Genomic DNA, 24326 nt, shown 5'->3' with positions numbered 1-24326 from the left:
GATTGAGGAAAAGCCCGGCCGTCGCGCCGGGCTTTTCAATGATGGCTACGCTGTCGGTTTGATGTTCTGGTTCAGACAGAACATATTCATCGGGTCGTATTTGTTTTTGAGTTCAACAAGCCGCTGATAATTTGGCCCGTAGGCTGCCTTGATCCGCTCCTGGCCTTCTTCGCCGAGATTGTTGACATAGACGGCGCCGGTCGAGTGCGGCCTGATCGCCGCCCAGGCCTCGCGAACCCAGCTGATGTTCTCCTGGTCCTTGGCAGGGTCGTCCCATATGGCAATTGGAAAGCAGTCGAATTCGGCGTTCCTGCACGCATAGGCCGCCTCTGACACCGGGATGCGAGAGATCGCACCGCCGACCTGCTGGAAAACGAGCAGCGCGTTCTCATTCGGCGCCCTCCGGTAGACATCCAACAAAACGTCGATCGCATCCTCGGTCAATTCGCGCATGAACTGCGCTTTCCAGGAATAACGGCGCCCTGTCCTGAAAACGGCGTCTCCGGCTGACTGTACCTGCAGGTACGGGACTCTAGCGAGGCGCACGTCCCCCGCAGTGCCTTCGGCATAGTCGAGCAGCGGCGCCAGTATCTGCTCCGCTTTGCCGGACGGGCCGGAATAAAAAATCGCGATGCTGAACAGACGTTCGCCTGCCGATGTAACGAAAGCTGCATCGAGGCTGAGCTGATCCGGCGCCGCTGTCGCGAAGCTATCATAGAATCTCAGCGCTTCGCGCGCACGGGGTTCCGGAAAAGTAACCGCCCCGGCAAGGACCTCTGTCCCAATCTCGTGAAGCCGATACTCGAATCTGGTGACGACGCCGAAATTGCCGCCGCCGCCCCGCAGTCCCCAGAAAAGATCGGGATTTTCGCTCGCGCTCGCCTGCAGGACACGGCCGTCCGCCGTGACGATTTCCGCCGACAACAGATTGTCGCAGGCCAACCCGTAACGACGACCGAGCTTGCCGAAGCCGCCTCCAAGGGTCAGCCCGGCAATACCGGTATCGCCATTGACGCCCATGGTTGTCGCCAAACCGAAGGCCTGCGTCGCGCTGTCGAATTCCGCCAGCGTCAGGCCTGCTTCCACGGCAGCGACGCGCCTGGTGTCGTCAACCAGCCTGCTCTTCATTCGAGACAGGTCGATGACCAGTCCGCCTTCGCACACAGAATTGCCGGCAACATTGTGCCCGCCGCTGCGCACCGACAGCGGCACATTATTTTCTCGCGCGAGGGATATGGCTGCAACAACGTCATCGACCCCGGTGCAATAGGCGATTGCAGCAGGGCGCTTGTCGACGAGGCCGTTCCATACGCGCCGGGCTTGTTCGAAGCCGGGATCGCCCGGCAGCACAAGCTCTCCACGAAGCAGGCGACCAAGGCCGGCCAAATTTTGAGGTAGACCGCTGGTGGTTGCAACGGGCGTCATGGCATCGACCGCATTTCATTGCTCCCCTGTCGACCGGCTACAGCCTCTCATGAAGTCACCAGCCTCGCAACTCGAAGAAAACAGTTGATTGCCGGGGACGTCTCAATCCTTACATGTTGATCGGTCAGGATGGGGTTCAGCGAGCGATGAGGATGTCGAAATGGCTGATGCAAAGCGGGAGCATTGGGACGAGGTCTACCGCACGAAAGCCGCAGACTGCGTCAGCTGGTATCAGCCGACACCGGAGCCCTCGCTGCGCGCGCTTGACGAACTGCAGCTGCCGGTCAAGGCCTCGTTGATCGATGTCGGCGGCGGCGCCTCGAGCCTTGTCGATCGTCTCGTCGAGCGCGGGTGGTCCGATCTGACCGTTCTCGATATCGCCGCATCGGGACTCGGTGTCGCGAAGGCGCGGTTGCGGGATGAAGCCATCAAGGTTGTCTGGGTGGTGGCCGATGTCACCGAATGGAGACCGGATCGCCAATACGACGTATGGCACGACCGCGCCGTTTTTCACTTCCTCACCGAGGCGGAACAGCGGCTTGCCTACCACCAAGCGCTCGAAGCCGGCACAGTGCCGGGCAGCGCGGTGATCATCGCGACCTTCGCGCCGGACGGGCCGGAACGATGCAGCGGCTTGCCGGTCCGGCGTTATGACGCGGCAGCGCTGGCGGCGGAGTTCTCGCCCGCCTTCATACTGGAGCGCGACTGGCGCGAGGAGCATGCGACGCCCGGCGGCGGCCGGCAGTCTTTCCAATGGTGTGTTCTTCACAGGCGCTGAGATGCGGGCGAGAAGCAGCTAATTCGCTTCCCGAGACAGGCGGTCGAGCACGAAATCGGCCCGATCGGCGACCGGCCTCTTCGGCAGTATGATGACCTCGTAGCCGAGCGTCGGATAGATCGCGGCCAGCCGGTCATATTCGGCGACAGCCTCGTCGAAGCCATGGCGCCGCTCAGGATCGCTCACGTAGATCTCCGCCCATGGCGGCGTGAGAAAAACGCGTCTGTCGTAAGGGTAGGCGGCGCTCAACCTTTCCAGGATCGGTTCTCCGGTCAGGTGCTGAAGCGCTGCCGCGGCGTCGATCAACCCACGATCGAAGAACGTCCAGCCCGGCTGCCGTGCGACGGCCGCGTGGTCGGCAATCGCCATTTCGATCGCACGACGGGCGAAGGCCGCCATGTCGACCCAAGGCAAGGCAGCGCCATCGCCATCGAGCTCCTGCTTGACGATCCGCCGGCCGGGCTCTTCGACGATCCTGTGACCGCGGCGGCCAAGCTCCGCAAGCAGCGTCGATTTTCCGCCGCCGGAACATCCGGAAATCAGAATCGACCTGTTCATGATCTAGCCTGCCCTGCGGGCGCGCGCCATGCCGTGGCCCACCAGACGGTCGATGATCTCGGCATAGCTTACGCCGCTTGCCGCCATCGCCTTGGAATACATACTGATATCGGTAAAGCCGGGAATGGTGTTGAGCTCGTTGATGACGAAGCGCATGTCCGATGTCAGGAAGAAATCGACGCGCGCCATGCCGTCGCAGCCGACGGCTCGGAAAGCCCTTGCGGCCATGTCGCGCATGGCGGCCTCGATCTCCGCCGGCAGGTCGGCCGGCACTTTCAAGGCAGCGCCGTTCTCATCGATATATTTGGCGTTGTAATTGTAGAAGCCGTGGCTTTCGGCCGGCACGATCTCGCCCGGGCGGGAGACGAAGAGCTTGCCGTCGGTATCCTCCAGCACGCTGAATTCAATCTCGCGTCCGGCGACGAATTCCTCGGCAAGCAGGATGCGGTCATGGCGGAAGGCCTGCTCGAGCGCTGCGGCGAATTCCTGGCTGGCATGGACCTTGGCGACGCCGACCGACGATCCCTGCCGTGCCGGCTTGATGAAGAGCGGCAGGCCGAGTTCGCCTTCGAGCGCTGAGAGTGGAGGGGCAGCACCCTCGTGGATCGTCACGGCGCGGGCGACCGGCAGGCCCGCCGCCCGCAGCAGGCGCTTGGCGATATCCTTGTCGAGGGCCGTGGCCGAACCGAGGATGCCGCAGCCGGCGAGCGGCACGCGCGCCACTTCAGCTGCGCCCTGCACCGATCCGTCCTCACCATGCGGGCCGTGCAGCACAGGAAACAGGATGTCGATCCTTGGCAATTCATGTGGCGCGCCGTGGGCTGACATCGCCAGCATACGCCCGCGGCCGCCCGGCACGAGGCAGATTTCCGTGCCTGACGAGGGTGTCGCCAGCCGGCCGTCCTCGAAGCTGCTCAGCAGCCATTGTCCCTCGCGGGTGACGAAGACAGGAAGGGCGTCATATTTCTCGGGCTCCAGGGCAGCCATGACGTTGGTCGCCGAGAGGATGGAAACTTCGTGCTCGGCCGAACGGCCGCCGAAGAGCACGGCAATGCGCAGCCTGTTGGGGGAAGGGGTCATGAAAGCCTCCGAAGCGATAGGATGCGGAAAGATCAGGCTTCGACCGATATGCCGCGATTGGCAAAGAAACGATCGAAGACGGCAAGCGGCAGCGTGACATCCGCTTGGCTTGCCGCGTCATGGCCGGACGGATTGTGGAAGCGGATCGTCTCCTGCGAAGCTGATGTCACCAGCACGAGATGTCCGCCCTTTGCCGGCGGCTCGCGCTCCGGCCAGCGGATGGCCGAATGCACCGAGGCGATGAAGAAGCGGCGTTTCGACAGAAGTTCCGGGATGGCCGACGTCTCGACGTTGGTCATCGTCTCGGCGCCGAGCCCGAAACGCTCGCTCACAAAGCGGACGAAGGGAGCGTAGATCAGCCCCTTGATCGAAGCGTCGATCTCGTTGATGACATAACCGCCATATCTAGTGCAGGCGCGGGCAAGCTCGAGAGTCGGATGGATTTCGCCGCGCGCGGCGAGAATCATCTTCAAGCAAGCCATGCCGCAGACATTCACCGCCCAGCGCGCATATTCCTCAATGGTCGCGGCTCCCGATTGGCGCCAGAGCGGATCGCTGAGCAGCGCCTGCGACCCCTCGGCAAGCACCGGCAACGTCATGCCGGGCGTTTCCCATTGGCTGAAATAAGGCACGCTGCTCTGCTGCATCCTGTCGACATCCCCGCGGTTCGTTTCGTGAGATGGCGGCCAATCTTGGCTTTTTTCAAGCCGATGCCCACTTGCGAATCCGACGGTAGGGCGCGTTTTTCTTCGACGCAACTTAAAATAATGAGAGCCTCATCCTTGTACGTTGCCGTTGCTGTATAGTGGGGTTGCGCGACGGGGATGCGTGTCATCCCTGGGTTTTGAACTCGTGCCTCAGCGAGCATCTCCGTCGCCATGTCTTCGCTCGAATGGTTGATTGGGCCTTGAGCCCGCGTTGCAAGGAGGAGCACCCATGCGTCTCCCGCAAGCTTTCATGGTCGGCATCGATGTCTCGAAAGCCCATTTCGACGTGGCCGTCGAGGGCAAAAGCGCCGTTGGCCGCTTTGACAACGACGCGCCGGGCCGGACCGCGCTGGCGACGGCGATAGCCGGCGCCGAGCTGGTCGTCGTCGAAGCCACCGGCGGTTATGAGATGGCGCTCGTCAGGACGCTGATGGCCGCCGGCATTGCCGTCGCCGTCGTCAATCCCCGCCAAGTGCGCGATTTCGCCAGGGCCAGCGGGCGGCTGGCCAAGACCGATCAGGTCGACGCCCGCGTCATTCTCCACTTCGCCAGAGCGATGCGGCCGGCACAGATCCCCCATATCGACGACGGCCGCATCGCGCTTGCTGCCCTCGTCGCCCGCCGCCGGCAGCTCATCGACATGGCGGTCGCCGAGAAGAACCGCCTCGAACATGCCCCGCAAGCCGTCGCCGCGCTGATTGGCGAGACCCTCGCCGCCCTCAAGAGCCAGCTCGCCCGCGTCGATGCCGCCATCGCGCTTGCCATCGAGGCCGAGCCCGACATGGCCGCACGCCGCGACCTGCTGCTGACCGTGCCAGGCATCGGCGAGGTCGGCGCCGCCGTGCTCATCGCCGAACTGCCCGAACTCGGCGCCATCGACGACAAGAAGCTCGCAGCCCTCGTCGGCGTCGCCCCGGTCGCCCACGACAGCGGCACCTGGCGTGGCCAGCGCCACATCGCCGGCGGCCGCGCCACCGTCCGATGCGCTCTCTACATGGCAACGCTCTCGGCCATCCGTTGCAGCCCGGCCATCAAGGCCTTCCACAAAAGACTGCGCGATGCCGGCAAACCACCCAAGGTCGCCCTCGTCGCTGCCATGCGGAAATTCATCGTCATGATCAACACGATTATCAAAAGACGAACCCCATGGAGCGAACCCCAACAACACGGTTGCTGATGCGCCCCGTAGGGGTCTCGAAGGACGGGGCGGGTGCTCGGCATGGCGGGAAATTGATGGAAGGAGGAGCGCTGCGGCGTGCCCTTCGAGGCTCCGCCCTGCGGGCTGCGCGTCTCCAGGATGAGGGATGTTGGAGAATGCCGCGCTCACGGGGCGTTATATCGTATATGTTTTCGATGTTGGCATTGTTTTGCTAGTTGTCATCCCGCTCCGCGATCACCCTACCTGTCACCCTCCGGCCAGATCGGCTGACTGATGCTCTGCAGCAGTTCCGGTTCGACGCCGTCGATGCGGGCGATGACGGCTTTGGCCATTTCGCGGCCGGCTTGGCGCACATCCTCCTGGGCGGTGATGATCTCGGGACGGATCCAGTTCAGGATCGGCACCGACTGCTTGGACACCATGTCGAGATCGCGCCCCAGCGCCTTGCCGGCGGCCTCGATGCCGGCATTGACGGCGATCGCCGCACTGCCGGCCGAACAGACGATGCCGTCAGGGGCGTTCGCCGAGCGCATCATCACCTCGACGACGTCGCGGATATCGGCAAGCGGCGCGTCGGTGTTGATGCGCAGGGGCACTTCCTCGGCGCCGTAATCGTGCAGGCCGGTCTGAAAGCCGATCCGAATATGGGCGTAATAGGTGAGCTTGCTCGGCGGCTGCAGCAGGGCGATGCGCCGCCGACCTCGTTTGACGAGGCGTTCCACCGCCTGATGGGCGAAGGCCTCGTTGTCGAAATCGTGGAAGGGGTGGACGAGACCTGCATCGGTGCGCCCGTGCGTTGCGAAGGGCATGCCGCGTTCCGACAGGAGCCGTACGCGCGGGTCGTCCGGCTCGATACGCGAGATGATGACGCCGTCGGCCGAGCCAGTCTCGAGGATATAGCGCACCGGCAGCATCGGGTCCTTGCTGTGGGAATGCGGTGTCACGACGATATGATAAGGAGTGCCGGACAGAACTTCCGATATGCCGAAGACCATCTGGCTCGAGAAGCCCATGATCTCTTCATCGATGCTGAGGACGAGGGCGATGACGTTGGTCTTGCCGGTGCGCAGGCGTACGCCCGCCCGGTTCGGCTGGTAACCGAGCTGGCGGGCGACCATGCGCACCCGCTCCTTGGTTTCGGCACCGATATCCGGCGCGTCCTTCAGCGCACGCGATACCGTCGTCACACCGAGGCCGGTCATGAAGGCGATCGTCTTCAATGTCGGGCGCTCGCGCGTCACCGCCGTCGATGTCGCCTGTCCGAAATTTCCCTTGTTTTCCATCCCTGTAGGCCGCCTTGCGCGAATTGGTTTCGCTTATAGAGGCTTTTTCAGGCGCCGTAAGCCCGCCGCCTGCCAAAATCGCGCCTCCCTGAGGAATTCAATCTGTAACGATACAGTAGAAAAGTCGAGTGGTTTTTCTTGTGTGCGTCGCAATATGATTCGCATAGGTTGAATTGGTGATTCTTGCAGAATTTTTCTGCAGCTGCGAAAAAGGTAGTGCGGGGCTCGAAACTGAAATTTGAAAATTATTATTAGATTTCATTGTAATGGTCAGATGCAGTGCCTGCGGATAAGTGTGCCAGGCTGCCGACTTAGCGGGTGTGTGGAGGTCTTCCGAAACAGTCAGAAGTGGTAATCAGGATCTTTAAAGAAAAATTTACGGGCGGGCAGTTGCGCGGGGAAATCGATTGATCTAAGTTTTTCCGGCAACGTTTCAGTGAGGGAGGAGAACTCATGAAAATTCGTATGATGGCGGCCATGCTTGCCGCTTCTGCTGCGCTTCCGATCAGCGCCGGCGCCACCGATCTCGAAGTCACCCATTGGTGGACGTCTGGCGGCGAATCCGCTGCTGTCGCCGAGTTGGCAAAGGCATTCGACGCCACCGGCAACCACTGGGTCGACGGCGCTATCGCCGGTTCCGGCGGTACGGCGCGCCCGATCATGATCAGCCGCATCACCGGCGGCGACCCGATGGGCGCCACCCAGTTCAACCACGGCCGCCAGGCCGAGGAACTGGTTCAGGCTGGCCTGATGCGCGACCTGACCGATGTCGCGACCGCGGAGCATTGGAAGGACATTATTCGTCCGTCGAGCCTGCTCGACTCCTGCACGATCGACGGCAAGATCTACTGCGCTCCGGTGAACATCCATTCCTGGCAGTGGCTGTGGCTTTCGAACGCCGCCTTCAAGAAGGCCGGCGTCGAAGTTCCGAAGAACTGGGACGAATTCGTCGCTGCCGCTCCGGCTCTTGAAAAGGCCGGTATCATTCCGCTCGCTGTCGGCGGTCAGCCCTGGCAGGCGACAGGCGCCTTCGACGTGCTGATGGTCGCGGTCGCCGGCAAGGACGTCTTCAACAAGGTGTTCAAGGACAAGGATGCAGAGGTCGCCGCCGGACCCGAGATCGCCAAGGTCTTCAAGGCTGCCGACGACGCCCGCCGCATGTCCAAGGGCAGTAACGTCCAGGATTGGAACCAGGCGACCAACCTCGTCATCACGGGCAAGGCCGGCGGTCAGATCATGGGTGACTGGGCGCAGGGCGAATTCGCGCTCGCCGGTCAGAAGGCCGGCACCGACTACACCTGCCTGCCGGGTCTCGGCGTCAACGAAATCATCTCGACGGGCGGTGACGCCTTCTATTTCCCGCTGCTGAAGGATGAGGAAAAGTCCAAGGCGCAGGCCGTGCTCGCCAAAACCCTGCTGGATCCCAAGACCCAGGTTGCCTTCAACCTGAAGAAGGGCTCGCTGCCGGTTCGCGGCGACGTCGATCTTGCCGCCGCCAACGACTGCATGAAGAAGGGCCTCGACATCCTGGCCAAAGGCAATGTGATCGAAGGCACTGACCAGCTGCTTTCGGCCGACAGCCAGAAGCAGAAGGAAGACCTCTTCTCCGAATTCTTCGCCAACCCGTCGATGACGCCGGAAGACGCTCAGAAGCGTTTCGCCGGCATCATCGCTTCGGCCGACTGATCGGCAGGTTCGCTGCCCTTGCGATCCGGCTCCCCGGAGCCGGATCCTCCCGCAAGTTTCGACGGTCTTGCCGGCCCTTCCGGCGGACCCTGCGGGCAGGGGGTGAGAGACGGCCGTCACCGGCCGCAGCTGCGGTTTGAGGAGAAGTGTTCATGACGGGTCAAGCGCAAGCAGGCCGGCCAATCAAGCTACTGCGCAATCTGAATGCCAAGATTGCGTCCATTCCGATGATCCTGACAGCGCTGGTGATCTTTGTCGGCGGCACGTTCTGGACGGTCTTTTATTCCTTCACCAATTCCAAGCTCCTCCCGCGGTTGAGCTTCGTCGGCTTCGACCAGTATCACCGTCTCTGGGCGGCACCCCGCTGGGTTACTGCGATCGAAAATCTGGCGCTCTACGGCGTCCTCTCGCTGATCTTCAGCCTGGTCATCGGATTTGTGCTCGCCGCGCTCATGGATCAGAAGATCCGTTTCGAAAACACTTTTCGCACCATCTTTCTCTACCCCTTCGCGCTGTCCTTCATCGTGACGGGTCTCGTCTGGCAGTGGGTTCTGAACCCGGATTTCGGCGTCCAGTCGGTGGTGCGTTCGCTCGGCTGGACAAGCTTCACCTTCAATCCGCTCTACACGCCCGAAATCGTCATCTACGGGATTCTGATCGCGGCGCTTTGGCAGGGAACGGGCCTCGTCATGTGCCTGATGCTTGCCGGCCTGCGCGGCATCGACGAGGATATCTGGAAAGCGGCCCGCGTCGACGGCATCCCGATGTGGAAGACCTACCTGCTCGTCGTCATTCCGATGATGCGGCCCGTGTTCATCACGACGATCGTCATCATCGCCTCCGGCATCGTCAAGGTCTACGACCTCGTGGTGGCGCAGACTTCGGGCGGTCCCGGCATATCATCGGAAGTGCCGGCCAAATACGTCTACGATTACATGTTCCAGGCGCAGAATCTGGGTCAGGGCTTCGCCGCATCGACGATGATGCTGGTCACGGTCGCGATCATCATCGTTCCGTGGGCCTATCTGGAGTTCGGAGGAGGGCGCAAGCGTGGCTGATATCGAAACTCTCAACACCACGGCTGCCGGCCTCGACGCCGTCTCACAGAGGCTCGGCGACGGTCCGAGCGGTCCGAAGCCGCGCCCGACGCTGTCAGCGCGCAACATCATGCTCTACGGAACGCTGACGGTTGCAGCGCTCTATTATCTGCTGCCGCTCTATGTGATGGTCGTGACGTCACTGAAGGGCATGCCGGAAATCCGTCTCGGCAACATCTTCTCACCGCCGATGGAGATCACCTTCGAACCCTGGGTCAAGGCCTGGGCGGAGGCCTGCACGGGCCTGAACTGCGACGGCCTGTCGCGCGGTTTCTGGAATTCGGTGCGCATCACCGTGCCGTCGGTGATCATCTCGATCGCCATCGCCTCGGTGAACGGCTATGCGCTGGCAAACTGGCGGTTCAAAGGTTCCGAGCTGTTCTTCTCGATCCTCATCATCGGGGCCTTCATTCCCTATCAGGTGATGATCTATCCGATCGTCATCATCCTGCGCGAAATCGGCATCTACGGCACGCTGACCGGCCTTGTCATCGTGCACTCGATCTTCGGCATGCCGATCCTGACGCTGCTCTTCCGCAACTACTTCGTGTCGCTGCCGGAGGAACTGTTCAAGGCAGCGCGCGTCGACGGGGCAGGCTTCTGGCAGATCTTCCTGAAGATCATGCTGCCGATGTCGCTGCCGATCTTCGTCGTCGCCATGATCCTGCAGGTCACAGGCATCTGGAACGACTTCCTGTTCGGTGTCGTCTTCACCCGGCCGGATACCTATCCGATGACCGTGCAGCTCAACAACATCGTCAATTCCGTGCAGGGCGTGAAGGAATACAACGTCAACATGGCAGCGACGATCCTCACCGGCCTGGTGCCGCTGATCGTCTATTTCGTCTCCGGACGGCTTTTCGTTCGCGGCATCGCCGCAGGCGCAGTGAAGGGGTGATCACATGAACATGAATTCAACTGTCTCCAATTCGAGCGTCTCGATCAGGGATCTGTCGCTGAATTTCGGCGCAGTCAGTGTGCTGAAGGATCTCAATCTCGACATCAACGACGGCGAATTCCTGGTGCTGCTCGGATCGTCCGGCTGCGGCAAGTCGACCTTGCTGAATTGCATCGCCGGCCTGCTCGATGCTTCGGAAGGCCAGATCTTCATCAAGGGCAAGAACGTCACCTGGGAAGAGCCGAAGGATCGCGGCATCGGCATGGTCTTCCAGTCCTATGCGCTCTATCCTCAGATGACCGTGGAGAAGAACCTCTCCTTCGGCCTTCGCGTCGCCAAGGTGCCGCAGGCCGAGATCGACAAGCGCGTGGCGCGTGCGGCCGAGATCCTGCAGATCCAGCCGCTCCTGAAGCGCAAGCCGGCAGAGCTTTCCGGCGGTCAGCGCCAGCGCGTGGCGATCGGCCGGGCGCTGGTGCGCGATGTCGACGTCTTCCTGTTCGACGAACCGCTGTCCAACCTTGACGCCAAGCTGCGTTCAGAACTGCGTGTCGAAATCAAGCGCCTGCACCAGTCGCTGCAGAATACGATGATCTATGTGACGCACGACCAGATCGAGGCGCTGACGCTGGCTGATCGCATCGCCATCATGAAGAGCGGCATCATCCAGCAGCTCGACGATCCGACGACGATCTATAATCGGCCGCGCAATCTCTTCGTCGCCGGCTTCATCGGCTCGCCCTCGATGAATTTCCTGCGTGGCGAGCTGGTCAAATCAGGCGATGGCATCGCCTTTACCGCCAACGGTGTCATCTTCTCGCTGGCGGCTTACGACGCCAATGAAGTGCTGCAGCCCGGCCGCAAGGTGGTGCTCGGCGTTCGCCCCGAGCATATCAAGGTCAACGAAAACACCGGCGGCGAGGAACATGACGCGACCGTCGATATCGAGGAGCCGATGGGTGCCGACAATCTCCTGTGGCTGAAACATGCCGGCCACACGATGTCGGTCCGCGTCAACGGCGCGCGCCGCTTCAATGTCGGAGCCAAGGTGAAGCTGAGCTTCGACATGACGCTGGCTTCGGTGTTCGACGCCGAGAGCGAGCTGCGGCTTTAGCGGAGATTTGTGGATTGAGGCCGCTAGCCCCGGGCGAGTTTGACGAAAAGGCCAATCCCGCCCTCCGTCATCCTCGGGCTTGACCCGAGGATCCATGCCCGTTGCTGCTGGTGGATGCGGTCTAGATCCTCGGGTCAAGCCCGAGGATGACGGAGAGCGGAGTGGGCGGATGAGGACAAAACGACACGTCTCTGACGAACGAATAGGTGAAAGCCGCCGAACAGCGACATTTGCCCTTCCTTCAAGAACACAACCCTTTTCGAAATCGGAAATGAAATCGTGACGCAACAACCGTCTCCCTCCAGCATCGACCTTTCAGGTTCGTGGCAGCTGACTTCCGTCGACGGCGAGATCAAAAGCGTCATCGCACTGCCGGGCGACGTGCATACGGCGCTTCACCGGGCCGGTCTGATCCCGGATCCCTATTTCGGGCGCAACGAGCAGAAGGTGCAGTGGGTCGCCGAGCGTGAGTGGGCGGTCGAGCGCAGCTTTGCACTGCAGGAGGTCGACGGCGACTGGTATCTCGATGTCGATTATCTCGACACGGTCGCCAGCGTCTACGTCAACGGCTTCCTGGCGCTCGAAGCCGACAACAGCTTCCGCCGCTACCGGCCTGATGTCTCAAGCATGCTGAAATCCGGCGACAACGTCATCCGCATCGTGTTTGCCTCCAATCCCGCCGTTGGTGCCGAGCGGCAGAAGCAGCAGCCCTTTTACATTCCCTACAGCACCGGCAATTCGCCGATCCCCGACGGCAACATGCTGCGCAAGCCGCAATGCCATTTCGGCTGGGACTGGAATATCGCCATTGCACCCTTCGGCCTCTACGGCACGATCGCGCTGAAGAAGCTCGAAACGGCGCGCATCGAGCATGTCGTCACCCGCCAGACCCACAACAATGACGGCTCTGTCGATCTCACGGTGACGGCGAGCCTCTATGCCAAGCATGCCGGCATCGCCCAGGTCTATTTCGATCTCGACGGAGAGCGCGTGCGCCTCGATGTCGGCGTCAAGGGCGAGACTGATGTCAATTACCTCTTCCATATCGACAGGCCGCGCCTCTGGTGGCCGTCCGGCAGCGGTGAGCAGGCGCTTTACACGCTCTCCGTCGAGCTGTCCGATGAGGTGGTGACGAAGCAGATCGGTCTTCGTACCATCGAGCTGATCACCACGCCGGATGCATCAGGCAGCCGCTTTGCGTTCAAGGTCAACGGCAGAGAGGTCTTCTGCCGCGGCGCCAACTGGATTCCGGCCGACGCGCTCTATTCGCTCTCGTCGCCTGAAAAGACTGAGGATTTGCTGCAGTCGGCGAAAGCCGCCAATATGAACATGGTCCGCGTCTGGGGTGGCGGCTTCTATGAGCAGGATCATTTCTACGATCTCTGCGACCGGCTCGGCCTCTTGGTCTGGCAGGACTTCATGTTCGCCTGCAATCTCTATCCCTCGACAGAGGACTTTCTCGAGAATGTGGCGATCGAAGTCGATTACCAGGTCCGCCGGCTCTCCTCCCATCCCTCGATCGCGCTCTGGTGCGGCGACAACGAACTTGTCGGCGCGCTGACCTGGTTCGAGGAGTCGCGGAAGGACCGCGACCGTTATCTCGTCTCCTACGACCGGCTCAACCGAACGATCGAGCAGGCGGTGAAGAAGGCGTTGCCCGGCGCGCTCTGGTGGCCGTCGAGCCCGGCCTCCGGCTATCTCGATTTCGGCGATGCCTGGCATGCCGACGGCTCCGGCGACATGCATTACTGGTCGGTCTGGCACGAGAACAAGTCATTCGACAATTATCGTTCGGTGCGGCCGCGCTTCTGCTCGGAATTCGGCTTCCAGTCCTATACCTCGCTGCCCGTCATCAAGACCTATGCCGACGAGAAGGACATGAACGTCGCTTCCCCGGTCATGGAACTGCATCAGAAGAATGCCGGCGGCAACGAGCGCATCGCCGGCACGATGTTCCGTTATTTCCGCTTCCCCAAGGATTTCCCGAACTTCGTCTATCTCTCGCAGATCCAGCAGGGCCTGGCGATCAAGACGGCGGTGGAATACTGGCGGTCGCTGAAACCCCATTGCATGGGCACGATCTACTGGCAGCTCAACGACACCTGGCCGGTCGCTTCCTGGTCGAGCCTCGATTATGGCGGGCGCTGGAAGGCGATGCATTATCTCGTCAAGCGCTTCTTCCAACCGGTGGCAGTCGCGGCCATTCCTTCCGAGGACGGCAAGACGATCCGTTTCTCGCTGGTCAACGACACGCTTGCCGATGTCAGTGTCGATCTTTCAATTTCTGTTCTGACGATGAACGGCGAGCGGAAGCACCTGAAAGATGTGCAGGCGGTCTGCTCGCCGGATGCGGCGGTGACGGCTGCGACCATCGACGTCGCCGAAATCGGCGAGGGAACGCTGCTTGCCTGGCAATTCACAGCCTCGAACGGCATGGGCGGCGAGGGGCATTATGTCAACGGCACCTATAAGGCGCTGGAGCTCGAAGCCTCAGGGCTGACGGTCACCCATGAATATGTCGAGGCGAGTGGCGCCATCGACATCAACGTCACCGCGAAGGGACTTGCGCTCTTCGTGATGATCGAAAGCGAGACGGACGGCAAATATTCCGACAACGCCTTCGATCTCGCGGCCGGCGAAAGCCGCCGTATCACCTTCACCCCGGCACATCAGCTCGAACGCGGCAAGCTGCCGGACTTCCGGTTCTACGACCTGCATTCCTGCCAATCGGCGGATTGATCTTCCCAAGCATGGGCACGAGGCCCAAGGAGAACATGATGACGAAACTAAGCTACCAGCTCTATAGCGCGCGCAACTTCCAGCCCTATTCGGCGATTTTCGAGAAGCTCGGCAAGGCAGGTTATGCCGAAGTCGAAGGCTTCGGCGGCATCTACGCCGATCTCGATGATGCCGGCCTGAAAGGCCTTCGCGCCGAGCTCGACAAGAATGGCCTGGTGATGGCGAGCGGACACTTCGGCCCCGATTTCCTGGAGAAGGAAGTTCAGAAGTCGCTCAATATTGCTAAGATTCTCGGCATGGACTCGATCTATGCGCCGCACCTGGCGGCCGAACAGCGCCCCTCGGATGCCGCTGGCTGGACGGCCTTCGGCAAGCGGCTGCAGGAGATGAGCAAGCCTTACAAAGAAGCCGGCTACGAATTCGGCTGGCACAACCATGATTTCGAGTTCGTCAAGCTGGCCGACGGCTCGCTGCCGATCGAGCGCATCTTCGAAGGCGCGCCCGACATTTCCTGGGAAGCCGATATCGCCTGGGTCATCCGCGGCGGCGCCGATCCCTTCGCCTGGATCGAGAAACTCGGCTCTCGCATCACTTCGGTCCACGTCAAGGATATCGCGCTGGCAGGCGAGGCGACGGACGAGGACGGCTGGGCCGATGTCGGCCATGGCAAGGTCGAGTGGGCCAAGCTGATTGCGGCGCTTCGCGGCACCAAGGCCAAGCACTTCGTCGTCGAACATGACAACCCCAAAGACATCGACCGCAACATCAGCCGTTCGATCGCATCCTTCAAGACTTATTGAGGCACATCATGACCAGGGAACTTGGCGTCGGCATCATCGGATGCGGCAACATCTCCACCACCTACTTCTCGCTCGCACCGCTCTTCAAGGGGCTGAAGGTGCTGGCCTGCGCCGATATCAACGTACCGGCCGCCGAGGCCCGCGCCAAGGAATATGGCGTGAAGGCACAGACGATCGACGCGCTGCTCGCCAATGACGAGATCGACGTCGTCGTCAATCTGACGATTCCGGATGCGCATTTTCCGGTGTCGAAGGCGATTCTCGAGGCCGGCAAACACGTCTATTCGGAAAAGCCGCTGGTGCTTTCGCTGGAGCAGGGCGAAGAGCTTCGCCGCATCGCCAAGGCGAGGAACCTCGCCGTCGGCTGCGCGCCCGACACCTTCCTCGGCGGCGCGCATCAGCTCGCCCGCAAGTTCATCGACGACGGCGGCATCGGCCGGGTCACTTCGGGCGCCTGCTATGTCATGAGCCCCGGCATGGAGATGTGGCATCCGAATCCGGATTTCTTCTTCCTGCCGGGCGGCGGTCCGATCCTCGATCTCGGCCCCTATTACATCGCCAATCTGATCAACCTGATCGGCCCTGTGAAGCGTGTCGGCGCCATGACCTCGATGGCATCGGCGACCCGGACGATCACCAGCCAGCCGCGCCATGGCGAGATCATCCCGGTTAAGACGCCGACGACGATCCAGGCGCTGCTCGAATTCGTCAGCGGCGCTACCGTGACGCTGTCGGCGAGCTGGGATGTGTGGTCGCACCGCCATGCCAATATGGAGCTCTACGGCACCGACGGCTCGCTTTACGTGCCGGACCCGAACTTCTTCGGCGGCACCGTCGAGGCCAGCGGCCGCGACAAGGACATCAAGCCGCTGGAAGACTGGGATCACCCCTTCGGCAAGATCAACCAGGAAAACCCGAACGGGGCGCGCGCCAACTACCGCACGGCCGGCCTTGCCGATATGGCGATGGCGCTGATCGAGGGACGCGACGCGCGCTGCTCGCTCGACCGCACGCTGCACGGCGTCGACGTTATGACCTCGATCCTGAAATCGGGCGAGGAGGGCCGCTTCATCGATCTGACGACGACCTGCACCCAGCCGGCCGCGCTTGGCATCGAAGAGGCGCTGGCGCTGTTGAGGTGATAACGTATCGCCTGAGGTCTGCTGATCGCCAAGTGCGCACTCCGAACGTCATCCTCGGCCTTGTGCCGAGGATCTGCAAACCAGGCGGCGAATGCTCGGCATCGATTGGTCGCGGGCACTCTTGAAGCCGTAGGAACTCGCGCGTTCGCTTGCCGTACCCAGCGCGCTTGTTCCAATAGTTATCGCGCGCTCGGGCTTGTCCCGAGGATCTATCGAGAGCACGGCAGATGCTCGGCACAAGGCCGAGCATGACGATCATAGAGATATTTTATCAAGGAGACATTCAGATGAGCTGGCAACCGGCCGCAGACCGTTATTCGAAGATGAAATATAACCGCACGGGCCGTTCCGGCCTGAAACTGCCGGCCGTCTCCCTCGGCCTCTGGCACAATTTCGGCGGTGACACGCCGCATGACCGCAAGATCGACATGTGCCGCACGGCCTTCGATCTCGGCATCACCCATTTCGATCTCGCCAACAATTACGGCCCGCCTCCCGGCAGCGCCGAGACCGCTTTCGGCGAAATTCTGCGCACGGAATTTTCCGGGCTTCGCGACGAGCTGATCATTTCCTCGAAAGCCGGCTACGATATGTGGCCGGGTCCCTATGGCGAGTGGGGCAGCCGCAAATACCTGATCGCCTCCTGCGATCAGAGCCTGAAGCGCATGGGTCTCGATTATGTCGACATTTTCTATTCCCACCGCTTCGATCCGGAGACGCCGCTCGAGGAAACCTGCGGCGCGCTCGACCATATCGTCCGCTCCGGCCGGGCGCTCTATGTCGGCATCTCCTCCTATAATTCGCAGCGCACCCGCGAAGCAGCCGCCATCCTCAAGGACCTCGGCACGCCCTGCCTGATCCATCAGCCGAGCTATTCAATGCTCAACCGCTGGGTCGAGGACGATAGGCTGCTCGATACGCTCGACGACGTCGGCATGGGTTCGATAGTGTTCTCGCCGCTCGCCCAGGGCATGCTGACGACGAAGTATCTTGGCGGTATTCCGGCCGACAGCCGGGCGGCGCAGAATCATTTCCTGAAGCGCGATTTCATCCGCCCTTCGATCATCGACAATATCAGGAAGCTCAACGATATCGCCGAACGGCGTGGCCAGACGCTGGCGCAGATGGCGATTTCCTGGGTGCTGCGCGGTGGGCGGGTGACCTCGGCGCTGATCGGCGCCAGCCGGTCCTCGCAGATCGTCGATTGCGTCAAGGCGCTGGATAATATCGAGTTTTCGGCTGAGGAGCTGAAGGAGATCGATGTGTATGCCCGTGAGGCTGATATCAATCTCTGGGCGAGGTCGGCCGAGCGGGATTAGGCAAGGCAACCGGAGGATGTGGCAGTAGTTGCCACACCCTCCTCATTCCTGTGCTTGTCACAGGAATCCAGCCACCGCGCGTGCGCGCGGTGAAAAGGGGTCTTTCCGGCCTAAAGACTTGGTCCGGCTGGATCTCTGTGACAAGCACAGAGATGAGGGTGGAGAGGCTAGCTAAACCGCACCTATCTGACGTACGTACCGCAATAATCTAGGAGGAGGCCGTTCATGATCCGCAATCCCATCCTGCCCGGGTTCAATCCCGATCCGTCGATCTGCCGCGTCGGCGACGATTATTACATCGCCACCTCCACCTTCGAATGGTATCCGGGTGTGCAGATCCATCATTCTCGCGATCTTGTAAACTGGACGCTGGTGCGCCGGCCGCTAGAGCGTGCCTCGCAGCTCGACATGCGCGGCAATCCCGATAGCTGCGGCATCTGGGCGCCGTGTCTTTCCTATGCCGATGGGCAGTTCTGGCTTGTTTATACCGACGTCAAGCGCTTCGACGGCAATTTCAAGGATGCGCATAATTACATCGTGACGTCTCCTTCCATCGAGGGCGAATGGTCCGAGCCGGTCTATGTCAATTCCTCCGGCTTCGATCCCTCGCTCTTCCACGACGACGATGGCCGCAAATGGTTCGTCAACATGCAGTGGAACCACCGAACCCAGAGCTTCGGCGGCTCGCCGAAATCGCCCGCCTTCGACGGCATCCTGCTGCAGGAATGGGATCCCGCGACCAAGGCGCTGAAGGGGCCGATCAAAAACATCTTCGCCGGCAGCCCGCTCGGCCTCGTCGAAGGACCGCATCTCTTCAAGAAGAACGGCTGGTATTATCTGACGACCGCCGAGGGCGGCACCGGCTACGACCACGCCGTCACCATGGCGCGCTCGCGCCGCATCGACGGGCCGTATGAGATGCATCCGAACATGCATCTGATCACCTCGAAGGATCATCCGGGCGCGGTGCTGCAGCGGGCCGGGCACGGTCAATATGTCGAGACACCGGAGGGGCAGGCCTATCACACTCATCTCTGCGGCCGGCCGCTGCCGCCGAAACGGCGATGCACGCTGGGGCGCGAAACGTCCCTGCAGAAATGCGTCTGGCGCGACGATGATTGGCTCTATCTGGAAAACGGCACCTCAGTGCCCGATGTCGATGTGTCGGCTCCCTTCAGCGCTGCGCCGGTGGAGAAGCCGATGCGCAGCGAGTACAGTTTCGATGGGCGCGCGCTACCGGCCGATTTCCAGTGGCTGCGCACGCCCGAACCCCAGCGCATCTTCAATCTGACGGACCGTCCCGGCCATCTCAGGCTGATCGGTCGCGAAAGCATCGGCTCCTGGTTCGAGCAGTCGCTGGTCGCGCGCCGGCAGGAGCATCATAGTTTCCGCGCCGAAACCGTGATCGAATTTTCGCCTGACACCTATCAGCAGGTCGCGGGGCTGACGCATTATTACAACCGCCACAAGTTCCACGCGATCGCCGTGACGCTGCACGAAACGCTCGGCCGCTGCGTGACCATCCTCTCCTGCAACGGCGACTACCCGAACGGCCGCCTCAGCTTTCCCGCCGAAAGCGGTGTCGCGATCCCGGCCGAGGGCCGTGTCCAGCTTGCCATGGAAATCCGCGAGAATGACCTTCAATTCTCCTGGCAGACGGAGGGTAAGGGCGCCTGGCAACGGATCGGCCCTGTCCTCGACGCCGGCGTGATTTCCGACGAGGGCGGGCGCGGGGAGCACGGCTCCTTCACCGGCGCCTTTGCCGGCGTGTTTGCCTTCGATACGTCTGGGCGAGGGAAGGCGGCGGATTTCGACTGGTTCAATTATGATGAATTGTGAGGGGTAGCACCTACTGCCTCCCAGCCGCCCTCGTCCTTCGAGGCTTCGGCCTTTGGCCTATGCACCTCAGGATAAAGGCTGGTCGTTGTGCCATTTGGCTGCGGACCAGATAGGCATGCTCGGTTGCGCCAAATCCGTTGTTGCCAAGCTCGCTGCTATGTCTTGCGACACGGCCGCGACCTCTGTCCGACCTCATTCTGGAGGTGGCCCGCAGGGCCTCGAAGGACGAGGTCGGCCGCTGCAACGACGCACGCACAAAAGAAAAGCCGGCGCAGAGGCCGGCTGAGACGAACGCGGCTGCACAGGGATACTGGCCGGTTCCAAACGCTTGGTGACTGAACAATAACTTTCATTACATGCCGAGACAGCGGAAAAGGGCGCAACGAGAACGCCGGTAAGACGGCTCCGCAAAGGAATGGGCGGCGGGGCGGATGCCGGTGCTTGCCTCGGCTCTCTTATCGAGCATGAATATCACCGGATGATGACATCCGGAGCCGACCGCTGCCTTTCTTTCAGGGAGAATTGGCGACGGCAATCGGAAGCCGGCTATCGCAGGCCCGTCACCAATGGGTGATCGGCTTGACGAAGGCGACGGTGTTGGCGAGGCGTGAATGCAGTGTTCATGTTCCCGAAGGATGTCAAAGCGTCACAGAGGGACTATATAGCGGGCCGAAATACTTCGAGCATCTGCAAGAGTCCTGCATGACCCCCATTATTTCCGTTCAGAACCTGACGAAGACTTATGCCAACGGGTTCGAGGCCCTGAAGGGCATCAACCTCGATGTCGAGAAGGGCGAGATCCTGGCGCTGCTCGGGCCGAACGGCGCCGGCAAGACGACCCTGATCTCGATCATCTGCGGCATCGCCAATCCGAGCGGCGGCCGCGTGCTGGTGGCCGGCAACGACGTCGTAAAGGATTTCCGCGCGACCCGCTCGATGATCGGCCTGGTGCCGCAGGAGCTGACGACCGACCAGTTCGAGACGGTGTTCAACACGGTGAGCTTTTCGCGCGGGCTGCATGGCAAGAAGGCCAATCCAGCGCATATCGAGAAGGTGCTGCGGGCGCTCTCGCTTTGGGACAAGAAGGACAATATGCTGCGTCAGCTCTCCGGCGGCATGAAACGACGGGTTCTGATCGCCAAGGCGCTTTCCCATGAGCCGGATATTCTTTTCCTTGACGAGCCGACCGCTGGCGTCGACGTGACGCTGCGCAAGGACATGTGGCACGTCGTCGAAGAACTCCGGGCTTCGGGCGTCACCATCATCCTGACGACCCATTATATCGAAGAGGCCGAGGAAATCGCCGACCGCGTCGGCGTCATCAATGGCGGCGAGCTGCTGCTCGTCGAGGAAAAGGCGGCGTTGATGGCCAAGCTCGGCCGCAAGCAGCTCATCCTCGATTTGGCGGAACCGCTGAGCCGGCTGCCAGACTGTTTTGCCGGCAATGGCCTCACCCTCGAAGCGGATGGAAGCCGCCTGACTTATGATTTCGACGCCGATAACGAGCAGGAAAGCATCGCGACGCTGCTGACCCGGCTCGGCGAGAACAATATCCATTTCAAGGATCTGTCGACGCGGCAGAGTTCGCTCGAAGATATCTTCGTGGCGCTGGTGGGAGCGAGCAAATGAACTTCGAAGCGGTCAAATCGATCTATTTCTTCGAAATGGCGCGCACGCGCCGCACGCTGCTGCAGAGCGTCATCTCGCCTGTCATCTCGACCTCGCTTTATTTCATCGTCTTCGGGGCGGCAGTCGGTTCGCGCATTCAGGAAGTGGAAGGCGTGTCCTACGGCGCTTTCATCACGCCGGGCCTCATCATGCTGACGCTGCTCGGCCAGTGCATCAGCAACGGCTCCTTCGGAATCTACTTCCCGAAATTCACCGGCACGATCTATGAAGTGCTGTCGGCGCCCGTGGCGATGACGGAGATACTGCTCGGTTATGTCGGGGCGGCGGCCACCAAGGGCCTGATCATCGGCGTCATCATTCTTTTAACCGCCAATCTCTTCGTCGACGTCAGGATCGAACATCCTTTCATGATGATCCTGTTCTTCCTGCTGACCGCGATCACTTTCAGCCTGTTCGGCTTCATGATCGGCATCTGGGCCGGCAATTTCGAGCAGCTGAACCTCATTCCCATGCTTGTCGTGCCGCCGCTGACCTTCCTCGGCGGCAGTTTCTATTCTGTCAGCATGCTGCCGCCCTTCTGGCAGGCGGTCAGCCACTTCAACCCGGTGCTCTACCTCGTCAGCGGCTTCCGCTGGAGTTTTTACGGGATCGCCGATGTCAACCCGGCGATCAGCCTGGCGATGATCACAGTGTTCCTGGCGATCTGCCTGGGAACCCTCGGCTGGATATTCAAGACCGGATACCGGTTGCGCAACTGACCGCTTGAACGTCGATGATCGGAGAAGCCGATAGTGCTATCGGCTTCTTCCGTTTTTCTTTTGCGTCCGATGGAGGCATCTGCTGTCTCATCCCAATGGAGAGGCGAGACAGCTGTTATGAGCATCGAAGGTCAGAAGGTGATAATTGTCGGCGGCAGTTCCGGTATGGGGCTGGCACTTGCCGGGCGTCTGCTCGACGAGGGGGCGTCGGTGACGATTGCCGGGCGCGGTCAGGAGAAGCTTGCGGCAGTTTGCCGTCATCTCGGCGACCACCCGAAACTCCGAACCCATGTCGTCGATATAGGCCGGGAGGAGGAGGTCGCGGCGCTGTTTCGGGAGTGCGGACCGGTCGATCATATCGTCAGCACGGCGGCGGAAATCGAAGGAGCCTATCAGCTGCTGTCGTCGCTCGAACTGGCGGCGGCAGAAAAGGTGGTCCAGAGCAAGTTCTACGGCCCGCTACTGCTGGCGAAATACGGCGCCTCCCGACTGCCGTCGTCTGGTTCGATCACCTACACCTCGGGTATTGCGGCCTATCGGCCGCTCGCGCGCGGATCGGTGGTCGCGGCCGTCAACGCGGCACTCGAAGGCCTCGTCAGGGCGCTTGCCGTCGAACTGGCGCCGATCCGCGTCAACGCGGTTTCGCCCGGCTGGGTGGACACGCCGATCTGGAGCTTCGTTGCCGGTGACGCCAAGCAGGCGAGGCTGGATGCGATGGCGCAGCGCCTGCCGGTGGGGCGGGTTGGGCAGCCCGAGGATATCGCCGATGCGATCCGTTTCCTGATCGGCAACGGCTTCACCACGGGCACTACCCTGCATGTCGAAGGCGGGCATCGGCTGGTCTGACCGGCGAAAGATTTTCGCTGGCCGATTGCAGAAGGAAAGCGATGTGCGACGGCTGGACGCGCCGGCGTCGCCACATCATCACCAGCGAGGCGACGGGCGGTTCGCCCGGCCATGGCAGTTCCACGATATTGCCGCGCGCCGGAGACGGCTCGATCGCAAGACGCGGGACGAGGCCATAGCCCGCGCCGGATGCGACGAGCTTGATGATCGTCGCGATGCTATCGGCTTGCGTGACGATGGGTGGTGCGGGCAGGCCCGCTTCGGCAAAGGCGATGTTAAAGAGGTGGCGATAGACGCAGCCGGTTTCGGTCGTGATGAAGGATGCGGTGCTCAGTGCTGCGAGGCTAGCAGGTGGCCTGGCTTGCGAATCGCGGCCGGCGATCAGGACCAACTGCTCGCTGGAAATGCGGCGCTTGGTGAAGCGCTGGTCCTGCTGGCCGCGATCGAAGGTGAATGCGACATCGATCGCGCCCTGCTGCAACTGCGCATGCAATTCCCCGCTGCCGCCGACTTTAAGTTTGACAGCGAGGCCGGGATTCTGCCTCGTGAAGACGGAGAGCAAGGGTGCCAGCTTTTGAGCGGCGATGGTTTCGAGCGTGCCCAATATAACAGATTGCTCGGTGTTGCCGGCGCAGGAGCGGACGGCGTCCTTCGCCTCGTCGTTCAGCGCCAGTATTTCTTCCGCATAGGCTTTCAGCGCATCGCCTGCCGGCGTGGGAACCACGCCCTGACGCGAGCGAAGGAAAAGTTCTGCACCGAGCTCTTCCTCCAGAGCCTGTATCTGGTCGCTGAGGCTTGATTGGGCAAGGCCGACCTCGACGGCGGCGCGCGTAAGGTTTCCGTGCCGGACAACAGCAAGGAATGTTTTCAGTTGTCGTGGAGTCATGTCAGGTTCCGGCATTGCGCAGGTGCAGAATATCAATAAAGAGGACCGGGCGGCAATGGAGCAGCGCTTGGCTAAGAGTGCCGCAATTTTAACACCAGAAATGACCAGTGTTGCTGTCATCGGTCGCGGGGGTAAGGGCATGATCACCAGTAGCGTGTTCACATACATCGCGATTGCCACGCTCCTCTGCTTGACCCCACAAGAATGCCGGTCGCAGCAGGCCGCAGCGCCCGTCAAAGTTACTTATGCCGTGGTCATGGGGCAAAACGAGCCAATCTCCGCTGAGGTAACATGCGTTCCGCATGTTGCTTGTGACCTTGTCGACTATGCCGATCCCGCGGTCCATCTCACGATTACGGTGTATTCGGCCTTGAAGGGGGGTGGTGAACTGAGCATCGATTGCTGGTCTGATCCCTGTTCCTTCATGAACTCGCGATCGCGCATCGATTTCTTCGGCCGGCGAGTTACGACCGATCTGTTTTTAGGCCAGCCTGACTTCGGTATCATGGTTCCGCTCGTTGCAAGGAAGAGACCGGTAATCGGCGAAGTCCTCATCTCCTTTTGATCGTCTTATCGTGCTCATTCC

General features: G+C 61.3%; 21 protein-coding genes. 15 read left to right on the top strand and 6 right to left on the bottom strand.

Annotated features, from left to right (window positions below; genetic code table 11):
• Nucleotides 1-45 precede the first annotated feature (45 nt).
• Complete coding sequence (locus tag Tal182_RS13355; RefSeq protein WP_085859720.1) at nucleotides 46-1425, bottom strand: FAD-binding oxidoreductase; 1380 nt, start codon at nucleotides 1423-1425, stop codon at nucleotides 46-48.
• A gap of 160 nt (nucleotides 1426-1585) precedes the next feature.
• Between Tal182_RS13355 and Tal182_RS13350 the strand changes: the two genes are divergently transcribed.
• Nucleotides 1586-2203: a class I SAM-dependent methyltransferase gene (locus Tal182_RS13350; RefSeq protein ID WP_085859719.1), complete on the top strand. Its 618-nt coding sequence runs from the start codon at nucleotides 1586-1588 to the stop codon at nucleotides 2201-2203.
• Between the two features lie 18 nt (nucleotides 2204-2221).
• Here Tal182_RS13350 and Tal182_RS13345 read toward each other — a convergent pair whose 3' ends face one another.
• Genes Tal182_RS13345 through Tal182_RS13335 form a run of 3 tightly spaced genes read right to left on the bottom strand, consistent with a single transcriptional unit; the run spans nucleotide 2222 to nucleotide 4488 of the window.
• Nucleotides 2222-2761, bottom strand: a complete 540-nt coding sequence (locus tag Tal182_RS13345) for an AAA family ATPase (RefSeq protein WP_064803172.1) — start codon at nucleotides 2759-2761, stop codon at nucleotides 2222-2224.
• 3 nt (nucleotides 2762-2764) lie between these two features.
• Nucleotides 2765-3841 (bottom strand): D-alanine--D-alanine ligase family protein, encoded by a 1077-nt coding sequence (locus tag Tal182_RS13340; protein WP_085859718.1) that lies wholly within the window; start codon nucleotides 3839-3841, stop codon nucleotides 2765-2767.
• A 32-nt stretch (nucleotides 3842-3873) separates the two neighbouring features.
• Nucleotides 3874-4488 carry a C39 family peptidase gene (locus Tal182_RS13335; protein ID WP_085859717.1) on the bottom strand — a complete coding sequence of 205 codons (615 nt, stop codon included), beginning with the start codon at nucleotides 4486-4488 and terminating at the stop codon, nucleotides 3874-3876.
• A 289-nt stretch (nucleotides 4489-4777) separates the two neighbouring features.
• Between Tal182_RS13335 and Tal182_RS13330 the strand changes: the two genes are divergently transcribed.
• Nucleotides 4778-5725 carry an IS110 family transposase gene (locus tag Tal182_RS13330; RefSeq protein WP_085859716.1) on the top strand — a complete coding sequence of 316 codons (948 nt, stop codon included), beginning with the start codon at nucleotides 4778-4780 and terminating at the stop codon, nucleotides 5723-5725.
• Between the two features lie 221 nt (nucleotides 5726-5946).
• Here Tal182_RS13330 and Tal182_RS13325 read toward each other — a convergent pair whose 3' ends face one another.
• Complete coding sequence (locus Tal182_RS13325) at nucleotides 5947-6990, bottom strand: LacI family transcriptional regulator (protein WP_020921520.1); 1044 nt, start codon at nucleotides 6988-6990, stop codon at nucleotides 5947-5949.
• A gap of 453 nt (nucleotides 6991-7443) precedes the next feature.
• Between Tal182_RS13325 and Tal182_RS13320 the strand changes: the two genes are divergently transcribed.
• The 12 genes from Tal182_RS13320 (at nucleotide 7444) to Tal182_RS13265 (ending at nucleotide 22854) form a co-directional block, all read left to right on the top strand.
• Entirely contained in the window at nucleotides 7444-8676 is a 1233-nt protein-coding gene (locus Tal182_RS13320; protein WP_064803166.1) for an ABC transporter substrate-binding protein, read from the top strand.
• A 152-nt stretch (nucleotides 8677-8828) separates the two neighbouring features.
• Entirely contained in the window at nucleotides 8829-9734 is a 906-nt protein-coding gene (locus tag Tal182_RS13315) for a sugar ABC transporter permease (RefSeq protein WP_011425716.1), read from the top strand.
• The gene (locus Tal182_RS13310) at nucleotides 9727-10671 is read left to right on the top strand and encodes a carbohydrate ABC transporter permease (protein WP_020921516.1); all 945 of its coding nucleotides are present in this window, start codon (nucleotides 9727-9729) and stop codon (nucleotides 10669-10671) included. Before Tal182_RS13315 ends, Tal182_RS13310 begins: the two co-directional genes overlap by 8 nt.
• 4 nt (nucleotides 10672-10675) lie before the next feature.
• Nucleotides 10676-11782 carry an ABC transporter ATP-binding protein gene (locus Tal182_RS13305; RefSeq protein WP_085859715.1) on the top strand — a complete coding sequence of 369 codons (1107 nt, stop codon included), beginning with the start codon at nucleotides 10676-10678 and terminating at the stop codon, nucleotides 11780-11782.
• 279 nt (nucleotides 11783-12061) lie between these two features.
• Nucleotides 12062-14521: a glycoside hydrolase family 2 protein gene (locus tag Tal182_RS13300; RefSeq protein ID WP_085859714.1), complete on the top strand. Its 2460-nt coding sequence runs from the start codon at nucleotides 12062-12064 to the stop codon at nucleotides 14519-14521.
• Between the two features lie 38 nt (nucleotides 14522-14559).
• Nucleotides 14560-15321 (top strand): sugar phosphate isomerase/epimerase, encoded by a 762-nt coding sequence (locus Tal182_RS13295; RefSeq protein ID WP_085859713.1) that lies wholly within the window; start codon nucleotides 14560-14562, stop codon nucleotides 15319-15321.
• An 8-nt stretch (nucleotides 15322-15329) separates the two neighbouring features.
• On the top strand, nucleotides 15330-16463 hold the full coding sequence (locus Tal182_RS13290) for a Gfo/Idh/MocA family oxidoreductase (protein WP_085859712.1): 1134 nt from the start codon (nucleotides 15330-15332) through the stop codon (nucleotides 16461-16463).
• 287 nt (nucleotides 16464-16750) lie between these two features.
• Nucleotides 16751-17782 carry an L-glyceraldehyde 3-phosphate reductase gene (gene mgrA, locus Tal182_RS13285; protein WP_085859711.1) on the top strand — a complete coding sequence of 344 codons (1032 nt, stop codon included), beginning with the start codon at nucleotides 16751-16753 and terminating at the stop codon, nucleotides 17780-17782.
• A gap of 225 nt (nucleotides 17783-18007) precedes the next feature.
• Nucleotides 18008-19621, top strand: a complete 1614-nt coding sequence (locus tag Tal182_RS13280) for a glycoside hydrolase family 43 protein (RefSeq protein WP_085859710.1) — start codon at nucleotides 18008-18010, stop codon at nucleotides 19619-19621.
• Between the two features lie 702 nt (nucleotides 19622-20323).
• Nucleotides 20324-21250, top strand: a complete 927-nt coding sequence (locus Tal182_RS13275) for an ABC transporter ATP-binding protein (protein WP_064803155.1) — start codon at nucleotides 20324-20326, stop codon at nucleotides 21248-21250.
• Complete coding sequence (locus tag Tal182_RS13270; RefSeq protein ID WP_064803152.1) at nucleotides 21247-22008, top strand: ABC transporter permease; 762 nt, start codon at nucleotides 21247-21249, stop codon at nucleotides 22006-22008. Before Tal182_RS13275 ends, Tal182_RS13270 begins: the two co-directional genes overlap by 4 nt.
• A 117-nt stretch (nucleotides 22009-22125) precedes the next feature.
• Nucleotides 22126-22854, top strand: coding sequence for an SDR family oxidoreductase (locus tag Tal182_RS13265; protein WP_064810561.1), 729 nt, complete (start codon nucleotides 22126-22128; stop codon nucleotides 22852-22854).
• On the opposite strand, the gene Tal182_RS13260 is transcribed toward Tal182_RS13265, so the two are convergent.
• On the bottom strand, nucleotides 22817-23740 hold the full coding sequence (locus Tal182_RS13260) for a LysR family transcriptional regulator (protein ID WP_085859709.1): 924 nt from the start codon (nucleotides 23738-23740) through the stop codon (nucleotides 22817-22819). The two genes, Tal182_RS13265 and Tal182_RS13260, sit on opposite strands and share 38 nt — an antisense overlap.
• Between Tal182_RS13260 and Tal182_RS13255 the strand changes: the two genes are divergently transcribed.
• A complete protein-coding gene (locus tag Tal182_RS13255) occupies nucleotides 23739-24305 on the top strand; it encodes a hypothetical protein (RefSeq protein ID WP_245344767.1) in 567 nt (188 codons plus the stop codon). The genes Tal182_RS13260 and Tal182_RS13255 overlap by 2 nt on opposite strands.
• Nucleotides 24306-24326: the final 21 nt, after the last annotated feature.

Source organism: Rhizobium sp. TAL182 (assembly GCF_002117725.1).
Taxonomy (GTDB): domain Bacteria; phylum Pseudomonadota; class Alphaproteobacteria; order Rhizobiales; family Rhizobiaceae; genus Rhizobium; species Rhizobium esperanzae.
This window is presented reverse-complemented; position numbering and strand designations above follow the sequence as displayed.

Bases quoted from the DNA above. Each gene is read 5' to 3' on its own strand.
- Tal182_RS13315 (WP_011425716.1), top strand. From the start codon at position 8,829: ATGACGGGTCAAGCGCAAGCAGGCCGGCCAATCAAGCTACTGCGCAAT.
- Tal182_RS13355 (WP_085859720.1), bottom strand. From the start codon at position 1,425: ATGACGCCCGTTGCAACCACCAGCGGTCTACCTCAAAATTTGGCCGGC.
- Tal182_RS13340 (WP_085859718.1), bottom strand. From the start codon at position 3,841: ATGACCCCTTCCCCCAACAGGCTGCGCATTGCCGTGCTCTTCGGCGGC.
- Tal182_RS13305 (WP_085859715.1), top strand. From the start codon at position 10,676: ATGAACATGAATTCAACTGTCTCCAATTCGAGCGTCTCGATCAGGGAT.
- Tal182_RS13270 (WP_064803152.1), top strand. From the start codon at position 21,247: ATGAACTTCGAAGCGGTCAAATCGATCTATTTCTTCGAAATGGCGCGC.
- Tal182_RS13325 (WP_020921520.1), bottom strand. From the start codon at position 6,990: ATGGAAAACAAGGGAAATTTCGGACAGGCGACATCGACGGCGGTGACG.
- Tal182_RS13260 (WP_085859709.1), bottom strand. From the start codon at position 23,740: ATGACTCCACGACAACTGAAAACATTCCTTGCTGTTGTCCGGCACGGA.
- Tal182_RS13265 (WP_064810561.1), top strand. From the start codon at position 22,126: ATGAGCATCGAAGGTCAGAAGGTGATAATTGTCGGCGGCAGTTCCGGT.
- mgrA (WP_085859711.1), top strand. From the start codon at position 16,751: ATGAGCTGGCAACCGGCCGCAGACCGTTATTCGAAGATGAAATATAAC.
- Tal182_RS13290 (WP_085859712.1), top strand. From the start codon at position 15,330: ATGACCAGGGAACTTGGCGTCGGCATCATCGGATGCGGCAACATCTCC.
- Tal182_RS13345 (WP_064803172.1), bottom strand. From the start codon at position 2,761: ATGAACAGGTCGATTCTGATTTCCGGATGTTCCGGCGGCGGAAAATCG.
- Tal182_RS13320 (WP_064803166.1), top strand. From the start codon at position 7,444: ATGAAAATTCGTATGATGGCGGCCATGCTTGCCGCTTCTGCTGCGCTT.
- Tal182_RS13280 (WP_085859710.1), top strand. From the start codon at position 18,008: ATGATCCGCAATCCCATCCTGCCCGGGTTCAATCCCGATCCGTCGATC.
- Tal182_RS13255 (WP_245344767.1), top strand. From the start codon at position 23,739: ATGTCAGGTTCCGGCATTGCGCAGGTGCAGAATATCAATAAAGAGGAC.
- Tal182_RS13275 (WP_064803155.1), top strand. From the start codon at position 20,324: ATGACCCCCATTATTTCCGTTCAGAACCTGACGAAGACTTATGCCAAC.
- Tal182_RS13335 (WP_085859717.1), bottom strand. From the start codon at position 4,488: ATGCAGCAGAGCAGCGTGCCTTATTTCAGCCAATGGGAAACGCCCGGC.
- Tal182_RS13350 (WP_085859719.1), top strand. From the start codon at position 1,586: ATGGCTGATGCAAAGCGGGAGCATTGGGACGAGGTCTACCGCACGAAA.
- Tal182_RS13330 (WP_085859716.1), top strand. From the start codon at position 4,778: ATGCGTCTCCCGCAAGCTTTCATGGTCGGCATCGATGTCTCGAAAGCC.
- Tal182_RS13295 (WP_085859713.1), top strand. From the start codon at position 14,560: ATGACGAAACTAAGCTACCAGCTCTATAGCGCGCGCAACTTCCAGCCC.